This window comes from Streptomyces sp. SD31, from assembly GCF_052068475.1.
Lineage (GTDB): Bacteria > Actinomycetota > Actinomycetes > Streptomycetales > Streptomycetaceae > Streptomyces.
The window spans coordinates 78011-99728 of the sequence record NZ_JBQHCX010000024.1 but is presented as its reverse complement, the minus strand read 5'-3'; the positions used below and the strand labels follow the sequence as shown (position 1 = coordinate 99728).

Genomic DNA, 21718 nt, shown 5'->3' with positions numbered 1-21718 from the left:
GCGCGTACATTTCCCTGCCATGACAACCGAACCGACGACCACGCCTCCCCCCAGCCGCGCCGGCCGCCGCGAATGGACCGCCCTCGGCGTGCTGATGCTCCCGCTGCTGCTGGTCTCGATGGACGTCTCGGTCCTGTACTTCGCGATCCCGGTGATCAGCGCGGACCTGGAGCCGACCGGCACCCAGCAGCTGTGGATCTTCGACATCTACGCCTTCGTCCTGGCCGGCCTGCTGATGACGATGGGCTCGCTCGGCGACCGCATCGGCCACCGCCGCCTCCTGCTGATCGGCGCCGCCGCCTTCGGCACCGCCTCGCTGGTGGCGGCGTACGCGAACAGCGCCGAGACCCTGATCGCGGCCCGCGCGGTCCTCGGCATCGGCGGCGCGACCCTGATGCCGTCCACGATGGCCATGCTCCGCACGATGTTCACCGACCCCGCCCAGCGCGCGAAGGCGGTCGGCCTGTGGTCCGGCGTGATGACGGCCGGGATCGCGCTCGGCTCGGTGATGAGCGGGGTGCTGGTCGAGCACTTCTGGTGGGGCTCGGTCTTCCTGGTCAACCTGCCCGCGATGGCACTGCTGCTGGTCCTCGGGCCGATCCTGCTCCCCGAGTCGAGGAACCCCGAGCCCGGCCGCTTCGACTGGCTGAGCGTTCCGCTGTCGATGGCAGCGGTGCTTCCCGTGATCTACGGCGTCAAGGAGATCCCGTCCGAGGGCTGGAACGTCCGCTACGTCGTCTCGATCACCGTCGGCCTGCTCTTCGCGGCCCTCTTCGTCCACCGCCAGCGCACGGCCGCGGCGCCGATGATCTCGCCGGCCCTGTTCCAGGGACGGGGCTTCGCCCCCTCAGTCGGCCTCAACCTCGTCTGCATGTTCGGGGTGGTGGGCTCGACCTACTTCACCACGCAGTACCTCCAGTCGGTCCTCGGCATGGGCGCGCTGGAGGCAGCCCTGTGGGCGCTGCTGCCGTCGGTGCCGATCGGGGCGGCGGCACCGATCGCGACGCAGCTGGTGCAGAAGGGCGTCGACCGCGCCCATGTCGTCACCGCGGGCTTCGCGCTCGCCGCGTTCGGCTTCGCGCTCCTGGCCCTGGCCGGAACGGACTCGATGTGGCTGGTGCTGACGGCGTGCGGGGTCCTCGCCGTCGGAGGCGTCACGGCCATGTCCCAGATCATGGACCTCGCGCTGGGCACCGCCCCGGTGGAGCGGGCGGGCACCGCGTCCTCCCTCATGGAGACGGGTGCGGAGTTCGGCGGGGCGCTGGGCATGGCGGTCCTCGGCTCCATCGGTACGGCGATCTACCGCCACGAGATCCCGGCATCGGCGCCCGGCGTGGCGCACGAGACGCTGGGCGGCGCGCTGGCGGTCGCCGATCAGGTCCCGGGGCTGGCCGCGGCCGCGCGGGAGGCGTTCACCGAGGGGATGCAGGGCGCCGCGATCGCCGGTGCCGTGGTGCTGGCGGGCGCGGCGGTGCTGGCGGCGGTCACACTGCGGCGGGTGCACGTGCGGGAGTCGGCGAAGACCCCGGAACCGGACAAGGTCCTGGCATGACGAACGCCGGGTGGCTGAGGATCCTCAGCCACCCGGCGTTCGTCATGAAGCGTCAGGCCAGGTTCACCGCACGGGCGGACGTCGCCCCGATCTCCTCGGCGACCTCGGTCAGCACCCCGGCGGGCACCGTGTCGTCGACGGTCAGGACGGCCAGCGCCTCGCCACCGGCGACGGCACGCGAGACCTGCATGCCGGCGATGTTGATGCCCGCCTCACCGAAGATGCGGCCGACGGTGCCGACGACACCCGGACGGTCCTCGTACTTCAGGACGACCATGTGGTCGGCGAGCGCGAGGTCCACGTCGTAGTCGCCGACCGCGACGATCTTCTGCAGGTGCTTGGGGCCGGCCAGCGTGCCGGACACCGAGACCTCCTCGCCGTCCGCCAGCGTGCCGCGCACGGTGACGACATTGCGGTGGTCGGTGGCCTCCGAGCTGGTGGTCAGCCGCACCTCGACGCCGCGCTCCTGCGCGAACAGCGGGGCGTTGACGTACGACACCGTCTCGTCGACGACGTCCTCGAAGACACCCTTGAGGGCGCTGAGCTCCAGCACCTTCACATCGTGCTGGGTGATCTCGCCGTAGACCTCGACGTCGAGGCGGACCGCGACCTCACCGGCGAGCGCCGTGAAGATACGGCCGAGGCGCTCGGCGAGCGGCAGACCCGGCTTGACGTCCTCGGCGATGACACCGCCCTGGACGTTCACCGCGTCGGGCACGAGCTCACCTGCGAGGGCGAGGCGCACCGAGCGGGCGACGGCGATACCGGCCTTCTCCTGCGCCTCGTCGGTGGAGGCACCGAGGTGCGGGGTGGCGACGACCTGGTCGAACTCGAAGAGCGGGGAGTCCGTGCAGGGCTCCTTCGCGTACACGTCGAGACCGGCACCGGCGACCCGGCCCTCCTTGAGGGCGGAGTACAGCGCCTCCTCGTCGACGATCCCGCCACGCGCGGCGTTGACGATGCGCACGCTCGGCTTGACCTTGCGCAGCGCCTCGTCGCCGATGAGGCCGACGGTCTCGGGGGTCTTGGGCAGGTGGACGGTGATGAAGTCGGAGACCTCGAGCAGCTCGTCCAGCGACAGCACCTTGACGCCCATCTGGGCGGCCCGCGCGGGCTGGATGTAGGGGTCGTAGGCCACGACCTTCATGCCGAAGCCGGACATGCGCTGAGCGACCAGCGCACCGATCCGGCCCAGACCCACGACACCGAGGGTCTTCTCGGCGAGCTCCACACCCGTGTACTTGCTGCGCTTCCACTCGCCGTTCTTCAGCGCGGCGTTGGCCTGCGGGATGTGGCGGGCGGTGGCGACGAGGAGACCGCAGGCCAGCTCGGCCGCAGTCACGATGTTCGAGGTGGGGGCGTTGACGACCATCACGCCGGCCTTGGTGGCGGCGGAGACGTCGACGTTGTCCAGGCCGACGCCGGCTCGCGCGACGACCTTGAGCTTCTTGGCGGCGGCGATCGCCTCGGCGTCGACCTTGGTGGCGGAGCGGATCAGGATCGCGTCCACGTCGACGATGGCGGGGAGCAGTTCGGCTCGGTCTGCTCCGTTGCAGTGGCGGATCTCGAAGTCGGGGCCAAGCGCGTCCACGGTGGCGGGCGACAGCTCTTCAGCGATGAGTACGACGGGTTTCGAGCTCACGTGAGTCCTCACAAGTCCAATGCGGACGGCCGTCCCGACGGCCGCAGGCGGTGGAGGGGCTAGCCGCGTGGAGACGCACGACGCTGTGGGCCTGACGCGTATGTTGTGCGCCAGTCTAGTGGCGCGGCGGAGGTCGTCTTACGCCTCTGCGTAAGGATCACCCGTCCGTGATGCGACGGGTTGGACAACGGGGCCGGAGCTGCACGCTCCGGCCCCGTCGGCTGAGGCTTACGCCTCCTCGTTCACCCAGCTCATGAGCTTGCGCAGCTCCTTGCCGGTGGTCTCCAGCAGGTGCTCGGAGTCGGCCGTCTTGTACTCGTTGTACTTCTTCAGACCGCCGTGGTACTCGTCCATCCAGGCCTGGGCGAAGGTGCCGTCCTGGATCTCGGCGAGGACCTTCTTCATCTCGGCCTTGGTGGCGTCGGTGATGATCCGCGGGCCGGTGACGTAGTCGCCCCACTCGGCGGTCTCGGAGATCGACCAGCGCATCTTCTCCAGGCCGCCCTCGTACATGAGGTCCACGATCAGCTTCAGCTCGTGCAGGCACTCGAAGTACGCGATCTCCGGCTGGTAGCCGGCCTCGGTCAGCGTCTCGAAACCGGCCTTGACCAGCGCGGCCGTACCACCGCAGAGAACGGCCTGCTCACCGAACAGGTCGGTCTCGGTCTCCTCGGTGAAGGTCGTCTTGATGACGCCGGCGCGGGTGCCACCGATGCCCTTGGCGTACGACAGGGCCAGCGCGAAGGCGTTGCCCGTGGCGTCCTGCTCGACGGCGGCGATGCACGGAACGCCGCGGCCCTCCTCGTACTGGCGGCGCACCAGGTGACCCGGGCCCTTCGGGGCGACCATGCAGACGTCGACGCCGGCCGGGGGCTTGATGAAGCCGTAGCGGATGTTCAGGCCGTGGCCGAAGAACAGGGCGTCGCCGTCCTTCAGGTTCGGGGCGATGTGCTCCTCGTAGACCTGGGCCTGGATCGGGTCCGGGACGAGGATCATGATGACGTCGGCCTCGGCGGCGGCCTCCGAGGGGGTCACCACGCGCAGGCCCTGCTCCTCGGCCTTGGCCTTGGACTTGGAGCCCTCGTGCAGACCGACGCGGACGTCGACACCCGAGTCACGGAGCGACAGCGCGTGGGCGTGGCCCTGGCTGCCGTAACCGATGACCGCGACCTTGCGGCCCTGGATGATGGACAGGTCGGCGTCGGCGTCGTAGAACAGCTCGGCCACTTTGGGTTCTCTCCTTGTGTGCGGGTGTTGCGTCCCACCGTATGACGGCGGGGGTGAGGGAGGTCTTGGGGTCTCGGAATGCGGGCGGCCGGTGGCTCGCCGACCGCCCGATTCCGGTCGTACGTGAATCTTCTACGAGTCGGCCGTGCGGCAAGCCGCGACGGGCCGTACGGGGCTCAGGCCGAGCGGTCCAGGGCGCGCAGCGACCGGTCCGTGATCGAACGGGAACCGCGGCCGATCGCGATCGTGCCGGACTGGACGAGTTCCTTGATGCCGTACGGCTCCAGCATCTTCAGCATGGCGGACAGCTTGTCGCTGGAGCCGGTGGCCTCGATCGTCACGGCCTCCGGGGAGACGTCGACGGTCTTGGCGCGGAACAGCTGGACGATCTCGACGATCTGGGAGCGCGTCTCGTTGTCGGCGCGCACCTTCACCAGAACGAGTTCGCGCTGAACGGCCGAACCCGGCTCCAGCTCGACGATCTTCAGCACGTTGACGAGCTTGTTGAGCTGCTTCGTCACCTGCTCCAGCGGGAGGTCCTCGACGTTCACCACGATGGTGATGCGGGAGATGTCGGGGTGCTCGGTGACGCCGACCGCGAGCGAGTCGATGTTGAAGCCGCGGCGGGAGAACAGGGCGGCGATCCGGGCGAGGATGCCCGGCGTGTTCTCCACCAGGACGGAGAGCGTGTGCTTGGACATGGTCTGCTTCCTTTACCTACGGCTCTCAGTCGTCTTCGTTGTCGCCGAAGTCGGGGCGGACGTCCCGGGCGGCCATGATCTCGTCGTTGGAGGTGCCGGCGGCGACCATCGGCCAGACCATCGCGTCCTCGTGGACGATGAAGTCGATGACGACCGGGCGGTCGTTGATGGAGTTCGCCTCTTCGATGACCTTGTCGAGGTCCTCCGGCGACTCACAGCGGATCGCGTAGCAGCCCATGGCCTCCGACAGCTTCACGAAGTCGGGGACGCGGGTGCCGGCGCTCGGCTGCTTGCCGTCGGCCTCGGGGCCGCTGTGCAGCACGGTGTTGGAGTAGCGCTGGTTGTAGAAGAGGGTCTGCCACTGGCGGACCATCCCGAGGGCGCCGTTGTTGATGATGGCGACCTTGATCGGGATGTTGTTCAGGGCGCAGGTGGTCAGCTCCTGATTGGTCATCTGGAAGCAGCCGTCGCCGTCGATCGCCCAGACGGCCTTGTCCGGGGCTCCGGCCTTGGCGCCCATCGCGGCCGGGACCGCGTAGCCCATGGTTCCGGCGCCGCCGGAGTTCAGCCAGGTGGCGGGCTTCTCGTACTGGACGAAGTGCGCCGCCCACATCTGGTGCTGGCCGACGCCCGCCGCGAAGATCGTGCCCTCCGGGGCGAGTTGGCCGATCCGCTCGATGACCTGCTGCGGGGACAGGGAGCCGTCCTCGGGCTGGTCGTAGCCGAGCGGGTAGGTCTCGCGCCAGCGGCTGAGGTCCTTCCACCAGGCGCTGTAGTCGCCCTGGTGGCCCTCGGCGTGCTCCTTCTGGACGGCCTGGACCAGGTCGGCGATGACCTCGCGGGCGTCACCGACGATCGGCACGTCGGCGGCGCGGTTCTTGCCGATCTCGGCGGGGTCGATGTCGGCGTGGACGATCTTGGCGTACGGGGCGAAGCTGTCCAGCTTGCCGGTGACGCGGTCGTCGAAGCGGGCTCCGAGGGCGACGATCAGGTCGGCCTTCTGCAGCGCGGTGACGGCGGTGACCGCACCGTGCATGCCCGGCATTCCCACGTGCAGCGGATGGCTGTCGGGGAATGCGCCGAGCGCCATCAGGGTGGTGGTGACGGGCGCTCCGGTGAGTTCGGCGAGGACCTTCAGCTCGGCGGTGGCGCCGGCCTTGATGACACCGCCGCCGACGTAGAGGACGGGACGCTTCGCGGCGGTGATCAGCTTGGCGGCCTCACGGATCTGCTTGGCGTGCGGCTTGGTGACGGGCCGGTAGCCGGGCAGGTCCATGGTGGGCGGCCAGGAGAAGGTGGTCTTCGCCTGGAGGGCGTCCTTGGCGATGTCGACCAGGACCGGGCCGGGGCGGCCGGTGGAGGCGATGTGGAACGCCTGCGCGATGATCCGCGGGATGTCCTCGGCCTTGGTGACGAGGAAGTTGTGCTTGGTGATCGGCATGGTGATGCCGACGATGTCCGCCTCCTGGAAGGCGTCCGTGCCGATCGCCTTCGAGGCCACCTGCCCGGTGATCGCCACGAGCGGCACCGAGTCCATGTGGGCGTCGGCGATCGGCGTGACCAGGTTGGTGGCGCCGGGGCCGGAGGTCGCCATGCAGACGCCGACCTTGCCGGTGGCCTGCGCGTAACCGGTGGCGGCGTGGCCGGCGCCCTGCTCGTGGCGGACCAGGACGTGGCGGACCCTGGTGGAGTCCATCAGCGGGTCGTACGCCGGAAGGATCGCACCGCCGGGAATGCCGAATACCGTGTCGGCCCCGACCTCCTCGAGAGAGCGGATGAGGGACTGCGCACCCGTGACGTGCTCGGGGGCGGACTGGTGTCCTCCGGATCGGGGCCGCGGCTGCGGGTGATGGGCCCCGGTGGCCTGCTCGGTCATCGGCATTCTCTTCTCGATGCTGAGGGTTTTTGCGAGGTTTGGGCGGAGTTTCGATGCTGCACGATTCGCGCCTGTGCAACAAAAAACCCCTCGTGCCATAAGGCAAGCGAGGGGAGCGCGCCGGGTGGGGTCGCTGGGAGTTCCGGGTCTGACCGGACGTCACCAGCTTCAGCCGACGCGCTTTCCAAGTACGAGAATTCGGGTGCGCATGGCACTGACCCTCTCCCCGGCACGCACCCACTGTCAAGTAGGTGGGACGGGAGTCTCATTATGTGAGCGAAGGGCACTGCCGCCTCCGAGAACAGCGGTCACACCACTGGTGTACACCCCTGACCCGCCTCCCGCGAACGCGGGCTCCGCCGGCCCGTGCGGTACCGGATAGCGGCCGGAACCGAGCGCCCGGCGGAGCCGGTACTCGTCCAGCGGACCGGAGAACGCCATGCCCTGCCCGTGCGTGCACCCCATCGCACGCAGGGCGACCACCTGTTCCGGCAGGTCCACGCCGTCGGCCACGGACTGCAGCCCGAGGTCACCGGCGATCCGGAGCAGCCCACTGGTGATCTTGTGCAACCGCGCGGACTCGACGACTCCCTCGACCAGACCGCGGTCGAGCCTGACCACGTCGACGGGCAGCCGGCGCAGGGCCGTGAGCGCCGCGTAACCGCTGCCGAAGCCGTCCAGGGCGATCCGGACACCGGCTCTGCGCAGGCCGCTCAGGCGGCGCTCCAGTTCATCCAGCGAGACACGGGGGTCGAGGTCGGACAGCTCGATGATCAGCGATCCGGACGGCAGCCCGTGCCGGGTCAGCAGCGCCTCGATCGAGCCGAGCGGCGTCGACCGGTCCAGCAGCCGGCGCGCACCCAACCGCACGGCGACGGGTACGGCGAGCCCGGTCGCGGCGCGCTCGGCGGCCTGCTCGACGGCCTCCTCCAGCATCCAGCGGCCCAGCTCGGCGGTCTTGTCGCTGTCCTCGGCCACCCGCAGGAACTCGGCGGGCGTGAACAGCACCCCTTGCGAGGACCGCCAGCGCGCCTGGGTGGCGACCGACGTGATCCGGCCGTCCTCCAGACACACCACCGGCTGGTGCAGCAGCGCGAACTCACCGTCGTGCAGCGCGGCACGCAGCCGCGTGGCCAGCTCCGCCTTGCGTACGACGTCCTGCTGCATCTGCGGCTTGTACAGCTCGACCCGCCCCTTGCCGCCCGCCTTGGCGCGGTACATGGCCAGGTCGGCGTTGCGCAGCAGCTCCCCCGCGCCGAGGCCCGGCTCGGCGAAGGCGACACCGATGGAGGCATTGACACGGACATCGTTGCCGTCGATGAGATACGGCTGCGACAGCGTCATTCTGAGGCGGTCGGCGAGCTCCAGGATGTGCCGTTCGCGGGCGGTGCGGTCACGGGTGTTGTCCCCGGCGATCAGGGCCGCGAACTCGTCGCCGCCCAGCCGGGACGCGGTGTCCCCGCCCCGGACCGCCTCCTGGAGCCTGCGGGCGGCCTGGACGAGCAACTCGTCCCCGGCCTGGTGTCCGATCGTGTCGTTGACGCCCTTGAAGCCGTCGAGGTCGATGAAGAGGACGGCCGTGTTGCGCAGGGCCAGACCCCGGTCGGAGGCACGGCGACCGGACAGAGCCTGCTGCACGCGCTTGGTGAACAGCGCGCGGTTGGGCAGGTCGGTGAGCGGGTCGTGCTCGGCGTTGTGCTGGAGCTGCGCCTGCAGGCGCACTCTTTCGGTCACGTCCCGGCTGTTGAAGATGAGGCCGCCGTGGTGGCGGTTGACGGTCGACTCGACGTTGAGCCACCCGTCCTCGCCGGACCGGAAGCGGCACTCGATGCGCGTAGTGGGTTCCTCAAGTGGGCTGGCGGCGAGGAAGCGGCGCACCTCGTGCACCACGCAGCCCAGGTCCTCCGGGTGGATGAGATTGGCCAGTTCCGTACCCACCAGCTCCTCGGCGGTGCGGCCGTAGACCCCGGCGGCGGCCGGGGAGACATACCGGAGGATGCCGTTGGGTGCGGCGATCATGATGACGTCGCTGGAGCCCTGCACCAGGGAGCGGAAGTGGTTCTCCTTCTGCGCCAGCTCCTGGGTGAGGGTGATGTTGTCGAGCAGCATGATGCCCTGGCGCACCACGAGGGCCAGTACGACCGTGCCGCCGGTGATGAGGACCACGCGGTCGACGCTGCGGCCGTTGAGCACGTTGTAGAGGATCCCCAGCGTGCAGACGGCGGCGGCGAGGTACGGCGTGAGCGCGGCCAGGGAGCCGGCGATCGGCCGGTTGGCCGGGTACCGGCTGTGATCACCTCCCTGCGCGGGCGGGTGGTGATGGCTTGCACCGCGCTGTCCGGGAACGTGCTCGTGCACCACGCGCGTGTGCCCCGACCCGTCCTGCCGTTCGGCCTCCGCGTTCCGCGGCGCGGCCCACGGGGCGTACGCCAGCAGCAGCGAGCCGGCGAACCAGCCCGCGTCCAGCAGCTGACCGGAGCGGTAGCTGTTGTGCAGCAGCGGCGAGGTGAACAGGGCGTCGCACATCACGGTCAGGGCGAGCGCGCCGATCGCGGTGTTGACTGCGGTGCGGTTCGCCGACGAGCGGCGGAAGTGCAGCGCGAGCACCATGCTGACCAGGGCGATGTCGAGCAGCGGGTAGGCGAGCGAGAGCGCGGTGTGCGCCACGCTCGCCCCGCCGTTCGAGTCGAGCTTGGCCGCCTGGGCGAGCGCGAGGCTCCACGCCAGGGTCAGCAGCGAGCCGCCGATCAGCCAGGCGTCCAGCCCGAGGCAGACCCAGCCGGCCTTCGTCACCGGCCGCTTGGCGAGCACCAGGAGTCCCACGATGGCGGGCGGCGCGAAGCACAGGAAGAACCCGTCGGCGTAGGAGGGACTGGGCACGGGCTGTTCGAGGACGACCTCGTACCACCCCCAGACCAGGTTGCCGAGGGCCGCCATGGCCGAGGAGAGGGCGAACAGCAGCCAGGCCGGCCGAAACCGGATATGGCGGCTACGGGCGTAGCGGAAGCAGGACACGGCGGCGGCGCCGGCCGCGGCGGCCAGCCCGAAGTCGCCCATGATCAGCGCGACTTGGTCAGAGCCCCAGCCGACCGCGGAACCGAGGGCGTAACCCGCACACAGCAGGGCCAGAACGAGTTGGGGGACGAACCCCGAGCCGCCGCCGAAGGACGGTCGGCGGGGCAGCATCGCCGCCGACGAGGTCTGTGCCCGCAGCGCCCCGTCCAGGGTGGTCGTGGGAGACGGTGGCGCGCTCACCGGGCCCTCCCGGTCCGCGCCGCCCCCGGGTCCCGAGGGCCCCGGTGCGCTGTGTGCGCATGCCGCCTGCGGCTGCTGTGCCTGCGGTGGTGATGGCTGTGACAGCAGCCGTGAGCGCCGTGGTGGCCCCGTCTGCGCGCGGACGTCCGCCAGGGTCGCCGGCGGCGGCCCCGTCGCGTCGGGTCGTTGGTCCAAAGGCCGTGCATCGCCCGTCGCCCCCCTCACAAATCTGAAATATCCATCCCCGGCGCCGAACGTACGCGGCGCAACCCCTGTCCGGACGATACACCAGTCTCGTCACTCAGGGACATAGCGCCTCTACGCTCCGTGACGACCAGCGCATATGCGAGTACGGACCGCTTCCGGGGGGTTGCGGAGGGTGCTCGAAACGGATTACGCGCCCGTCGTAAGGATCACGTTGCGCAAGGGCTCCCGGTTCACATAACGACTCAACTGGTCCACCAGCAACCTCTTCGCGCGCGGCAGGAACGCCGATGTCGGTCCGCCCACGTGCGGGCTGATCAGCACGCCCGGCGCACGCCACAGGGGGTGTTCCCGGGGCAGCGGCTCGGGGTCGGTGACGTCCAGGGCGGCGGTGACCCGCCCGGTCTCCAGCTCGGCGAGCAGCGCCTTGGTGTCGACGACGGCGCCACGGGCGACGTTGACCAGCAGCGCGCCGTCCTTCATCCGGGCCAGGAAGTCGGCGTCGACCAGGTGCCGGGTGGCGTCCGTCAGGGGCGTGGACAGGATGACGACGTCCGCTTCCGGGAGCAGGGCGGGCAGTTCGGTGAGCGGATGCACGGGTCCGCGCGCCGTGGTGCGCTCAGAGCGCGCGACGCGCGCCACCCGCGCCAGTTCAAAGGGTGCGAGCCGGTCCTCGATCGCCTCCCCGATCGAGCCGTATCCCACGATGAGGACACTCTTGTCCGCCAGCGCGGGCCGGAATCCGCCGAGCCACTCCCCCTTGTCCTGCGCCCGAACGAAGTCGGGGACGCCGCGCAGCGAGGCGAGGATCAGCGTGAGGGTGAGCTCGGCGGTGCTCGCCTCGTGCACCCCGCGCGCGTTGCACAGCTTCACGCCCGGCCGCAGGTGCTTGAGGCCCGCTTCCACATGGTCGATGCCGGCGGAGAGCGTCTGCACGACCTGCACCGAGCTCATCTCCGGCAGCGGACGCTGCCCGAGCGCGGGCGCCTTCATGTAAGGGACGACGTAGAAGGCGCACTCCGCCGGGTCGGCGGGGAAGTCCTCGGCGCCGTCCCAGAAGCGGTAGTTCGGGCCCTCGGGGAGGCCCTCGATCTCTTCCGGCGGGATGGGGAGCCACACATCAGGAGTCATGCCCTGGAGGCTAGGGCCTTCCCGGCGGGTCAGGCCGGAGAAAATCAACGGCTCCTGATCAGACCCCGCGACCCCGGCATGGCCCCCTGGAAGGGCCTAGGTCAGGCGAACAGGTGTGCAGAGGTTAGGTTGGGGTGCCGGAAGAGGGAGGGTTACGGCCAGGTGGAGCGCAGGACGTTGGGCGCGGCGGCACTCGCGGTGGGAGCCGTCGGGCTCGGGTGCATGCCGATGAACTGGGCGTACAGCTCGTCGCGGCAGCGGGGCGAGGAGTCGCTCAGGGCGGTGCACCGGGCGCTCGATCTGGGCTCGTCGCTGCTGGACACGGCTGACATGTACGGGCCGTTCACCAACGAGTTGCTGCTGGGTCGGGTATTGAAGGAGCGCCGCCAGGACGCGTTCGTGTCGACCAAGGTCGGCCTGCTGGTGGGCGAACAGCACATCGTGGCCAACGGCCGCCCCGGCTATGTGAAGCGGGCCTGCGACGCCTCTCTGCGCCGCCTGCAGACGGACGTCATCGACCTCTACCAACTGCACCGCGCGGATCCCGAAGTCCCGGTCGAGGAGACGTGGGGCGCGATGGCGGAGCTCGTCCAGGCCGGAAAAGTACGGTCGTTGGGGCTGTGCGCGATGGGTGCGCGGGGTGGCCGCCGCTCGGGAACCCGCCTGCACGACGCGACGATCCGCCAGTTGCAGCGGGTACAGCAGGTCTTTCCGGTGAGCGCCGTGCAGGCGGAGCTGTCGGTGTGGTCGCCGGAGGCCCTGGAGACGCTGCTGCCGTGGTGCGAGGCACGCGACGTCGGCTTTCTGGCGGCCATGCCGCTGGGCAACGGCTTCCTCACGGGCACGCTGACCCCGGGCCAGGGCTTCGAACCGGACGACGTCCGCGCCCGGCACCCGCGCTTCACCGCGGAGATGATGGCGGCGAACCAGCCGATAGTGGCCGGCCTGCGCCGCATAGCCGCCCGGCACGGGGACGGGGTCACGCCCGCGCAGGTGGCGCTGGCATGGGTGCTGGCCCAGGGTCGGCACGTGGTTCCGGTGCCCGGGACGAAGCAGGAGCGCTGGGTGACCGAGAACGCCGGGGCAGAGGGGGTGCGGCTGACGGCGGAGGACCTGACGGAGGCCGCGGAGCTGCCGCGGGCGCTGGGGTCCTGGGACTGAGGTCGCAGCCGTCGGGGTCTGGACTGACGGCACAGCTGTCGAGGGCTGGGCTGACGGCACAGCCGTCGGGGTCCGGGACTTACGGCACAGCTGTCGGGGGCTGGGCTGACGGCACAGCCGTCGGGGTCCGGACTGATCCCGCAGAGATCCTGCAAGCGATCCTGGCACTGACGCCACAGGGGCCCCGGGACGACGTTCGCCGGGCTCAGGTCCGGCACCTCCCGGGACGGAGCGGAACCGGCCTGGGACGGACGGGGGCCGGACGACGGCCGCGCGAGAGCCAGACGGAGGCCGCGCGAGGCGCCAGGCGGAGGCCGCGCGAGGCGTGGCCGGGGGCCAGTGTCCGCGCCCGCCGCCGGGCGGAGGCCGGGCGAGGGTGATTCAAGGTTCATGGATCGGGAACCTGTGAGGCGCGAGCGGTGTAAGAAAAGTAGAACTCCGCCGCTTCGAAGGGACCTTGATCGTGCAACGTCGAGTTGTGACGGCCGCAATGGCCACGGCCGCGCTCCTGCTGACGGTCGGCTGTTCCTCCGAAGACGGGGGATCACCGGGGCAGGGTGGGAGCGCGGCATCGAGCACCACGGCTTCGGGGTCGCCGCCGTCCCGGACCGAGGAGACCCCGCCGGCACAGGGCTCGGTCAAGGTGCTGCGCACGGTCGCCGAGGGCCTGCACACGCCCTGGGGCCTGGCCCCGCTCCCCGACGGCGACCTGCTCGTCTCCTCCCGCGACGAGGCCACGATCACGCGGATCGACGGCGAGACGGGCAAGAAGTCCGAGCTGGGCGAGGTGCCGGGGGTGTCACCGGCGGGCGAGGGCGGCCTCATGGGCCTGGCCCTGTCGCCGGACTACGCCTCGGACCACATGATCTACGCGTACTTCACCTCTGCCTCGGACAACCGCATCGTCCGGATGCTGTACGACGAGCAGAAGCCGTCCGGCGAACAACTGGGCGCCCCCGACACGATCTTCAAGGGCATCCCCAAGGGCTTCATCCACAACGGCGGCCGGATCGCCTTCGGCCCGGACAAGATGCTGTACGCGGGCACGGGCGAGAGCGGCGACACGGGCCTGTCCCAGGACAAGGAGTCCACGGGCGGCAAGATCCTGCGCCTGACGCCGGAAGGTGAACCGGCCCCGGGCAACCCCTTCCCCGACTCCCCCGTGTACTCGTACGGCCACCGGAACGTCCAGGGCCTGGCCTGGGACGCCAAACAGCGCCTGTTCGCCGCGGAGTTCGGCCAGGACACCTGGGACGAGCTGAACGCGATCAAGCCGGGCGACAACTACGGCTGGCCGGAGGTCGAGGGCAAGTCCGACGACGCCCAGTACCACAACCCACTGGCTCAGTGGGGCACGGACGATGCCTCCCCCAGCGGCATCGCCTACGCCGAGGGCTCAGTCTGGATGGCCGGCCTGAAGGGCCAGCGCCTGTGGCGCGTCCCTCTGAACGGCACGGAGGCATCGGCGGACCCCCAGGCCTTCCTGGAGAGCGAGCACGGCCGACTGCGGACGGTGGTGTCGGCGGGCGGCGACAAACTGTGGGTGACGACGAGCAACACGGACGGCCGGGGCAGCCCGAAGGACGGGGACGACAGAATCCTGGAGGTGCAGGTGAGCTGAGGAGCCGCCCTCACGCCTCCCCGTCGCCCAGGTCCTCGTCGTCCTCCCCGGCCGACGGCTCGGGCCGCCGTACGACCACCTTCCCGGACGCGAGATCTATCGGTCCGCGCCCGGGGTCGTTGTCGCCGACGTCCTCACGGGTCAGTTCCAGACGGTTCTGTTCGTCGCGGGTGTGTTTGCGGCCGGGTGCGAAGAGTTCCTCGAACGCGTTGAACACGGAGCCTCCCGGGGCCATCGTCCTTTACAGCGTAAACCTCAGCCACTCGTGCCAGACCTGAGCGTTTCGGCCGGAAACAACCCCATCCGATGTGCCACCGCGGCCGCCTCGCCCCTCCCTGAGACGCCGAGCTTCCCCAGGATGTTCGACACATGCACGCTGGCCGTCTTCGGGGAGATGAAGAGTTCCCCGGCGATCTGGCGGTTGGTGCGGCCGGCGGAGACCAGGCGCAGGACGTCTCGTTCCCGGGTGGTGAGGCCGAGGGAGTCGGCCGGGTCGGTCGGGGGCGGGGAAGAGGCTGCGGTGAGGGTGAGGCGGGCTCGCTGGGCCAGGTGGGTCGCGGCGTCGGCGAGCGGGCGGGCACCGAGGTGGACGGCGGTGGCTCGGGTCAGACGGAGCAGTTCCGTGGCGCGGGCGCGCTCGTCCTCGCCACCGATCGCGAGCAGGGCCTCGGCCAGTCGGTGGCGGACCCGGGCGAGGTCGTAGGGGCGCTCCAGGGCTTCGAAGGCGGTGATCACGTCAGACCAGGTGTCGGGGGTGTCCCGGTTCTCGGCCCGGGCGAGTTCGGCTCGGGTCCACTTCTCGTAGGCCAGCCACAGGGGTGCGCCGGTGGTGAGCTTGCGGGTGGCCTCGAAGAGCCGTTCCAGGTAGGCGGCGCGACCCTGCTGTGCGGCGGGCAGCGCGTGGACGCGGGCGTCGGACTCGACGACGGCGGCGGCCAGCAGCAGCGGCCAGGCGTAGCGCTGGCTGCCGGGCGGGAAACCGGCGCTCAGAACCCGGTCGGCCTCTGCGCGGGCGTCGAGGAGGCGGCCCTCGGCAGCGGCTGTGCCGATGGCGAGGCAGGACATCCGCAGGCTGTTCTGGGGCATGGGGTCGTGCGTGCCGTAGGCGGCGCGGCCGGCGGCCAGATGGCGGGCGGCCTCGGCGATGTCGCCGCGGGCGAGCGCGAGGTGGGCGAGGCTGTTGGAGCCGCCGCCGCGCGGCCTGGCCGACTGCCCCGTCTGCTGGGCGTTGACCGCGGCTTCGGCAGCCTCGTCCCAGCGGCCGAGGGAGATCAGTGACTTGGCGAGGTTCGCCCAGACCCACGCCTCGGAGTCGCGCAGGCCCCATTCCTGGGTGAGGCGCAGGCCCTCGCGCAGGATGCCGACGGCGTCCTCGGAGCGGCCGATGCCTTCCAGGACGGACGGGAGGTTCACATGGCTGCGGCCCACCACGGTGGTCAGGCCGCGGGCCGTCACCTCGTCCCTGACCTCGTACATCTGGGCCAGTCCGGCCTCGATGTGCCCGGCGTCGACCAGGAGTTGGCCGAGTGTGAGGCGGGCGTTCAGTTCGATGTCCTCGGCGCCCACCATGCGCGCGTACTCGACGGCGCGCTCGGCGGCCGACATGGCCTCGGGGCCGGGATCGCGCAGCATCGCCCAGTTGGCCGTGGTGGCCAGCACCTCCGCGTGCACCTCGGACGGCGGCAGGCCGCGCACCAGTTCCTTTGCGGTGCCGAGTTCCTGCCAGCCGTCGCCGCGGGCCAGGGCCTCGACCAGGCGGGAGCGCTGGACCCAGAACCAGGCGGCGCGCAGGTGATCGCCGCCCTCGTCCTCCAGGAGGCGCAGGGCCCGCTTGGTGATCTTCAGGGCGCGTTCGCGCTCCCCGCACAGCCGTCCGGCGACGGCGGCCTCGGCCATCAGGTCGAGGTAGCGCAGGGGTGTGGTCGCGGGATCGCAGCCGCTGGGCGGATAGACCTCGGTGTAGTCGACCGGGCGCAGCGTGGCCCGGACGTCCTCGGGTGCGGAGTCCCACAGCTCCATCGCGCGTTCCAGCAGCCGCAGTTGCTCGGAGTGGGCGTGCCTGCGGCGGGCGGCGACGGAGGCGTCCAGGACGGCGGGCAGGGCCTTGGCCGGGTCGTGGGCGTGGTACCAGTAGCTGGCCAGGCGCATGACGCGCTCGTCGGGCGGGACGAGCGTCGGGTCGGCCTCCAGGGCCTGTGCGTAACGGCGGTTGAGGCGGGAGCGTTCGCCGGGCAGCAGGTCGTCGCCGACGGCCTCGCGGACCAGGGAGTGGCGGAAGCGGTAGCCGTCGCCGCCGGGTGCGGCGATGAGGATGTTGGCGTTCACGGCCGCCCGCAGCGCCTCGATGAGGTCGTCCTCGGCGAGCCCCGCGACGGCGGCGAGCAGCCGGTACTCGACGGTGGAGCCGCCCTCGGCGACGATCCGGGCGACCCGCTGGGCAGCCTCGGGCAGCCCTTCCACGCGCACGAGGAGCAGGTCGCGCAGGGTGTCGGTGAGGCCGGTGCGGCAGCCCTCGTGGGCGGCGACGGCGAGCTCCTCGACGAAGAAGGCGTTGCCGTCGGAGCGTTCGAAGATCTCGTCGACCTGGGCCGGGTCGGGCTCGGTGGCGAGGATGCCGGCGATCTGGCGGCCGACCTCGGCGCGGTTGAAGCGGCCGACTTCGATACGGCGGACCGCGCGCAGCCGGTCGAGTTCGGCGAGGAGCGGACGCAGCGGGTGGCGGCGGTGGATGTCGTCGGAGCGGTAGGTGGCCAGGACGACGAGGCGGCCGGTGCGCAGGGTGCGGAAGAGATAGGCGAGGAGGTGGCGGGTGGAGGCGTCGGCCCAGTGCAGGTCCTCCAGGGCGACGACGACCGTGCGGCCGGTGGCGACGCGCTCCAGCAGACGGGCGGTGAGTTCGAAGAGGCGGGCCATGCCCTCCTCGTCGGACCGGTCCGTCCCGCGGGACAGTGCCGGATCGCCCAACTCGGGCAGCAGCCGGGCCAGTTCCTCGTCCTGCCCTGCGGCCGCGTCGGCAAGCTCGCCCGGGAGTGCGCGCCGCAGGGCTCGTAGCGCGGTGGAGAACGGCGCGAAGGGCAGCCCGTCGGCGCCGATCTCCACACAGCCGCCGAGCGCGACGACGGCGCCCGCGCGGTCGGCGGCAGCGGTGAACTCCTCGACGAGCCGCGTCTTGCCGACCCCGGCCTCACCGCCGATCATCAACGCCTGCGGGTTGCCTCCGGCGGCAAGGGCGAGGGCGCCGTTCAGGGTCTCCAACTCGGTTGTGCGGCCGACGAACACGGGACTGACAGACCTGCTCTCCACGGGGCCGAGCATCGCACGCGCCCCTGACAGCCCGGCACCGGTTTTCTGGGGGCTGCCGCCCCCAGACCCCCGCTTCGACCCTGAACGGGTCTCGTCCTCGAACTCCCCCGGAGGGGGCACCCCCGGACAGGCTGAGACAGGCGGACCGGCGCCGCCCTTCAGCCCCGTCTCCCCCGTCTCCCCCGCCTTCACGCGGCGCGTGGCTGCCGATGCCTGCGGAGGCGCCACGTATGCGCCTCCGCGGCCGCCGCGCCCTCAGCGGAGCGCTTCGCGGCGCGGCGGCCGCGGACGGCCTCGCGGACCAGGCGTTCGTGCTCGGCCTGGCGGATCAGTTCGGCGGCACGGAGCTGCTGGAGTTCGTACTCGTACATGGTGGATCCCTCGTTTTTCCTGGTGAGAGTCGGATGTCGGGCTCGCTTGTCGCGATGCCTCCACCTTCGTCTCCCAGGCGGGTCCGCCACATCGGGAGAGTTCCGCATCTTCGGCGGCGGGGGGTGCCCAAGACACGCCTAAGGGGCCTCAGAGCGCCGTCCGATGTGCTTACGGCAGCCCTGAGGCCCCTCGGGACCTGCGGTGATTCAGCCCACTGACGGCACGCCGAGCAGGACGTCGGTGTACTTGAGTACGGCCAGGAGCAGGCCGATGACGCCCAGCGAGACGCCGCCCCAGGCGACCGACTTGATCCACACGGCCTGCGGCTTGCCGGGCGCCCCGAACGCGGGCCGGGCGAGCACGACGACGCCGACGATCAGCGCGACGAGCGCGAAAGCGCCGGCCCACAGGGCGGTGGCGTTCCAGGCGTCCCCGTAGCCCTGCTCAAGGAGCTTGGAGACGTTCTGGGACGACGACGTCGAGGACTCCAGCTGGGCGTAGAGGGACTGCCGCGCCGAGGCGACCGTACCGAGCCAACCGCCGCTCAGGGAGACAAGGCCGAGCGCCGCGGAGACGACCGCGCCCGCGCCCTGGCCGACGCCGGAGGGGCCCTCTTCCGGCGCCTCGGCGGCCACCTCTTCCTCGGTCTCGTCGGTCTCCGTCGCCTGGTCGGCGTCGGCGGAGCCGGTGGCGTCGGTCGTCTTGACGACGTCCACCTTCTCCTCGTCGGTCTTCACCTCGGTGCCGCTGCCGGCGCCGGTCTCGTCCACTGTCTTCGTTCCCATGCCTCGCACCGTACGGACGCTGTCTGAGAGGTCTCTTAATGATCGAGTGATGATCGAGAGGACTCTTCATGGTCGTTGTGGGCGGCACGCGCGCGTGCCTCACGCCACTCGGGGGCCAGGATCGACCACACCTCGAGGTCGTGCCGCACCCCACGATAGGGGTAGCTCTCCCGCCGCACGCCGTCGCGGGTCATGCCGAGGCGCCGGGCCACGTTCAGGCTGGGCGTGTTCCCGGCGGAGGCGATCCACTCGACGCGGTGGATGCCGCGCTGCTCGATCGCGAAGTCGATGAGCACGCGCATCGCGCGCGTGACGAGCCCGCGCCCGGTGCCCGCGGGTTCCAGCCAGCAGCCGACCTCGCAGTTGGCGTTCTCCGCCTCGAAGTTGAGGAAGAGCACGCCGCCCACGAGTTTTCCGTCCAGCCAGATGCCGTGCAGGGATCCGGTGTCGGCGGCGCGCATGTCGGCGTACCGCTGGAGTGCCTCGCGCGCGGAGTCCACGTCGACGGCCTTGGAGCCGAAGGGGACGTACTGGTTGATGAAGTCCCTCCCCCGCTCCAGGTGGGCGAGGAACTCCTGGGCATGCCATGGCTCAAGGGGCCGCAGTTCGGCTCCGTCGTCACCCAGCGATATCGCGTACATCCCGTTGTCGCTCCTCCCCCGCCAGCACGTCCGCCACCTCGGCGTCCGTCACGGCGGCCAGCCTCTCATGGGCGGCACGGGACTCGGGCGGCTCGATGCTGATGCGCGGCATGCGCTGGTCGAGCCAGCGGGGCAGCCACCAGTTGGCGCCGCCGAGCATGTGCATCAGGGCGGGGACGAGGAGTGTGCGCAGGACGAAGGCGTCCAGGGCGACGGCGGCGGCCAGCGCGATGCCGAACATGGCGATCACCCGGTCGCCGCTGAGGACGAAGGCGAGGAACACCGAGATCATGATGACCGCGGCGGAGTTGATCACCCGGCTGGTCTCGGCGAGGCCGACCCGGACGGCCCGCCGGTTGTCACCGGTCTCCAGCCACTCCTCGTACATCCGGCTGACGAGGAAGACCTGGTAGTCCATGGAGAGGCCGAACAGCACCGACACCATGATGACCGGGAGGAAGGGCTCGATCGGACCCGCGCGGCCCAGCCCCAGCAGCTCGCTCCCCCACCCCCACTGGAAGATCGCGACGACGACGCCGAACGCGGCGGCGACCGCGGCCACGTTCATCACGGCGGCCTTCAGCGGGATGCCGACGGACCGGAAGGCCAGCAGGAGCAGCAGACAGCCCAGGCCGATGACGACGCCGACGAACAGCGGCAGCTTGCCGACGATCACGTCGGCGAAGTCGTCGTAGCCGGCCGTCATACCGCCGACGTGCACATCGAGCGAGGTGCCGGTCTCGGCGCGTGGCAGGACCTCGGAGCGCAGCCGGTCGACGAGGTCACTGGTCTGCTGCGACTGCGGGGACGACTCCGGTACGACGGTGAGATACGCGGTGTCGCCGCCGGAGTCGTACGTCACCGGGGTCACCGACGCGACGCCCTCGGTGGTGCGCAGGGTGGCGTCGAGGTTGTCGAGGGCGAGCTTGTCGTCGCCGCCGTCGACCTTGGTGACCAGGGTGAGGGGGCCGTTCACGCCGGGGCCGAAGCCGTCGGCGAGGAGGTCGTAGGCCTGGCGGGTGGTGGAGGACTCGGGGTTGTTGCCCTGGTCGGAGGTGCCCAGGCGCAGGCCGAGGGTGGGCAGTGCGAGGACCGTGATGACGGCCAGGGCGATGGCGCCGAGCACCTTGGGGTGGCGCTCCACGAACGCCGACCAGCGGGCGGCGAACCCGGTCGGCAGCTCGGGCTCGGGGCCGTGCTCCGTCAGCCGGCGCCGCTCGCGGCGACTCAGGGCACGCATGCCGATGAAGGACAGCAGGGCGGGCAGCAGGGTCACGGAGGCCGCGACCGTCAGGACCACGGTCAGGGACGCGGCTATCGCGACGCCGTTGAGGAAGCCGAGCCGGAGGATCAGCATCCCGAGCAGGGCGATGCACACCGTGGCACCCGCGAACACGACCGCGCGTCCGGTGGTCGCCACGGCGTTCGTGATCGACTCGGTGACGGACAGCCCGCGTTTCAGGCCGCGCCGGTGCCGGGTGACGATGAACAGCGCGTAGTCGATGCCGACGCCCAGCCCGATGAGCATCCCGAGCATGGGTGCGAAGTCGGCGACGGTCATGGCGTGCCCGAGCAGCACGATCCCGGCGTACGCGGTGCCGACGCCGACCAGTGCGGTGGCGATGGGCAGCAGTGAGGCGGCGAGCGAGCCGAAGGCGAGGAACAGCACGAGGGCGGCGACGGCCACCCCGACGACCTCGGCGAGATGCCCGCCCGGCGACTCGGTGAGCCCGACGGCGCTGCCGCCCAGCTCCACCTGGAGTCCGTCGGCCTCGGCGGCCTTGGCCGCGCTCACCACGGCCTGCGCCTCACCCTTGTCGAGGGTCTCGGCGCCGACGTCGAAGGTGACGGTGGCGTACGCCGTGTGCCCGTCCTCGCTGATCTGGGCGGCGCCCTGCTTGTCGTACGGGCTGCCCACGGCCGCGACGCCGGGCAGGTCCGCGATCTCGTGCAGGGTGCGCGTCATGGTCTGTTCGACGTCGGCGGCGCGGACCGTGCCGGAGTCGGTGTGCCAGACGACGGTGTCACTGTCGCCGCCGAGGCCGGGGAAACCGTCCTCGAGGAGCTGGGTGGCGCGGCCCGACTCGGTGCCGGGGACCTCGTAGTCGTTCGAGTAGGCGGAGCCCGTGACGGCGGCGGCCGCGCTCACCCCGCCGAAGGCCAGGAGCCACAGCAGGAGGGGGAGGAGGCGGCGTTGTACACACCAGCGCGCAAGGGCTGCCACGAACGAGCTCCCAGGGACGATTT

15 protein-coding genes are annotated in these 21718 nt (G+C 70.9%); 3 read left to right on the top strand and 12 right to left on the bottom strand.

The features are described from left to right. The first annotated feature begins 19 nt into the window (after positions 1–19). The gene (locus ACTMVF_RS38965) at positions 20–1552 is read left to right on the top strand and encodes an MFS transporter (protein WP_441275820.1); all 1533 of its coding nucleotides are present in this window, start codon (positions 20–22) and stop codon (positions 1550–1552) included. A 52-nt stretch (positions 1553–1604) separates the two neighbouring features. On the opposite strand, the gene serA is transcribed toward ACTMVF_RS38965, so the two are convergent. The 6 genes from serA to ACTMVF_RS38935 form a co-directional block, all read right to left on the bottom strand. After that, on the bottom strand, positions 1605–3194 hold the full coding sequence (serA, locus tag ACTMVF_RS38960; protein WP_441275819.1) for a phosphoglycerate dehydrogenase: 1590 nt from the start codon (positions 3192–3194) through the stop codon (positions 1605–1607). Positions 3195–3422: 228 nt separating this feature from the next. Continuing rightward, the gene (gene ilvC, locus ACTMVF_RS38955) at positions 3423–4421 is read right to left on the bottom strand and encodes a ketol-acid reductoisomerase (RefSeq protein ID WP_399109052.1); all 999 of its coding nucleotides are present in this window, start codon (positions 4419–4421) and stop codon (positions 3423–3425) included. 176 nt (positions 4422–4597) lie between these two features. Further along, positions 4598–5122 (bottom strand): acetolactate synthase small subunit, encoded by a 525-nt coding sequence (gene ilvN / locus ACTMVF_RS38950; RefSeq protein ID WP_441275818.1) that lies wholly within the window; start codon positions 5120–5122, stop codon positions 4598–4600. 25 nt (positions 5123–5147) lie between these two features. After that, entirely contained in the window at positions 5148–7004 is a 1857-nt protein-coding gene (locus ACTMVF_RS38945) for an acetolactate synthase large subunit (protein ID WP_441275817.1), read from the bottom strand. Between the two features lie 237 nt (positions 7005–7241). After that, positions 7242–10253 (bottom strand): putative bifunctional diguanylate cyclase/phosphodiesterase, encoded by a 3012-nt coding sequence (locus ACTMVF_RS38940; protein ID WP_441275816.1) that lies wholly within the window; start codon positions 10251–10253, stop codon positions 7242–7244. A 393-nt stretch (positions 10254–10646) separates the two neighbouring features. Next, positions 10647–11588, bottom strand: a complete 942-nt coding sequence (locus tag ACTMVF_RS38935; RefSeq protein WP_441275815.1) for a 2-hydroxyacid dehydrogenase — start codon at positions 11586–11588, stop codon at positions 10647–10649. Between the two features lie 162 nt (positions 11589–11750). Here ACTMVF_RS38935 and ACTMVF_RS38930 point away from each other — a divergent pair, with 162 nt between their 5' ends. Then, positions 11751–12749 carry an aldo/keto reductase gene (locus ACTMVF_RS38930; protein ID WP_441275814.1) on the top strand — a complete coding sequence of 333 codons (999 nt, stop codon included), beginning with the start codon at positions 11751–11753 and terminating at the stop codon, positions 12747–12749. A 490-nt stretch (positions 12750–13239) separates the two neighbouring features. Beyond that, entirely contained in the window at positions 13240–14370 is a 1131-nt protein-coding gene (locus ACTMVF_RS38925; RefSeq protein WP_441275848.1) for a PQQ-dependent sugar dehydrogenase, read from the top strand. 10 nt (positions 14371–14380) lie between these two features. On the opposite strand, the gene ACTMVF_RS38920 is transcribed toward ACTMVF_RS38925, so the two are convergent. The 6 genes from ACTMVF_RS38920 to ACTMVF_RS38895 all read right to left on the bottom strand — a co-directional run bounded on the left by ACTMVF_RS38920 (position 14381) and on the right by ACTMVF_RS38895 (position 21695). Continuing rightward, positions 14381–14587: a DUF6191 domain-containing protein gene (locus ACTMVF_RS38920; protein ID WP_441275813.1), complete on the bottom strand. Its 207-nt coding sequence runs from the start codon at positions 14585–14587 to the stop codon at positions 14381–14383. Positions 14588–14625: 38 nt separating this feature from the next. Then, entirely contained in the window at positions 14626–17685 is a 3060-nt protein-coding gene (locus ACTMVF_RS38915; RefSeq protein WP_441275812.1) for a helix-turn-helix transcriptional regulator, read from the bottom strand. A gap of 176 nt (positions 17686–17861) precedes the next feature. After that, positions 17862–18044 carry a hypothetical protein gene (locus tag ACTMVF_RS38910; RefSeq protein ID WP_441275811.1) on the bottom strand — a complete coding sequence of 61 codons (183 nt, stop codon included), beginning with the start codon at positions 18042–18044 and terminating at the stop codon, positions 17862–17864. A gap of 207 nt (positions 18045–18251) precedes the next feature. Continuing rightward, complete coding sequence (locus ACTMVF_RS38905) at positions 18252–18830, bottom strand: hypothetical protein (RefSeq protein ID WP_441275810.1); 579 nt, start codon at positions 18828–18830, stop codon at positions 18252–18254. Between the two features lie 35 nt (positions 18831–18865). Next, positions 18866–19471: a GNAT family N-acetyltransferase gene (locus tag ACTMVF_RS38900; RefSeq protein ID WP_441275809.1), complete on the bottom strand. Its 606-nt coding sequence runs from the start codon at positions 19469–19471 to the stop codon at positions 18866–18868. Beyond that, positions 19449–21695 carry an MMPL family transporter gene (locus tag ACTMVF_RS38895; RefSeq protein ID WP_441275808.1) on the bottom strand — a complete coding sequence of 749 codons (2247 nt, stop codon included), beginning with the start codon at positions 21693–21695 and terminating at the stop codon, positions 19449–19451. Before ACTMVF_RS38895 ends, ACTMVF_RS38900 begins: the two co-directional genes overlap by 23 nt. Positions 21696–21718: the final 23 nt, after the last annotated feature.

Excerpts from the sequence above, each read along its gene's own strand:
- ACTMVF_RS38965 (WP_441275820.1), top strand. The coding sequence starts at position 20 with ATGACAACCGAACCGACGACCACGCCTCCCCCCAGCCGCGCCGGCCGC.
- ilvN (WP_441275818.1), bottom strand. The coding sequence starts at position 5,122 with ATGTCCAAGCACACGCTCTCCGTCCTGGTGGAGAACACGCCGGGCATC.
- ACTMVF_RS38945 (WP_441275817.1), bottom strand. The coding sequence starts at position 7,004 with ATGCCGATGACCGAGCAGGCCACCGGGGCCCATCACCCGCAGCCGCGG.
- ACTMVF_RS38935 (WP_441275815.1), bottom strand. The coding sequence starts at position 11,588 with ATGACTCCTGATGTGTGGCTCCCCATCCCGCCGGAAGAGATCGAGGGC.
- ACTMVF_RS38925 (WP_441275848.1), top strand. The coding sequence starts at position 13,240 with ATGGCCACGGCCGCGCTCCTGCTGACGGTCGGCTGTTCCTCCGAAGAC.
- ACTMVF_RS38915 (WP_441275812.1), bottom strand. The coding sequence starts at position 17,685 with ATGCTCGGCCCCGTGGAGAGCAGGTCTGTCAGTCCCGTGTTCGTCGGC.
- ACTMVF_RS38910 (WP_441275811.1), bottom strand. The coding sequence starts at position 18,044 with ATGTACGAGTACGAACTCCAGCAGCTCCGTGCCGCCGAACTGATCCGC.
- ACTMVF_RS38905 (WP_441275810.1), bottom strand. The coding sequence starts at position 18,830 with ATGGGAACGAAGACAGTGGACGAGACCGGCGCCGGCAGCGGCACCGAG.
- ACTMVF_RS38900 (WP_441275809.1), bottom strand. The coding sequence starts at position 19,471 with ATGTACGCGATATCGCTGGGTGACGACGGAGCCGAACTGCGGCCCCTT.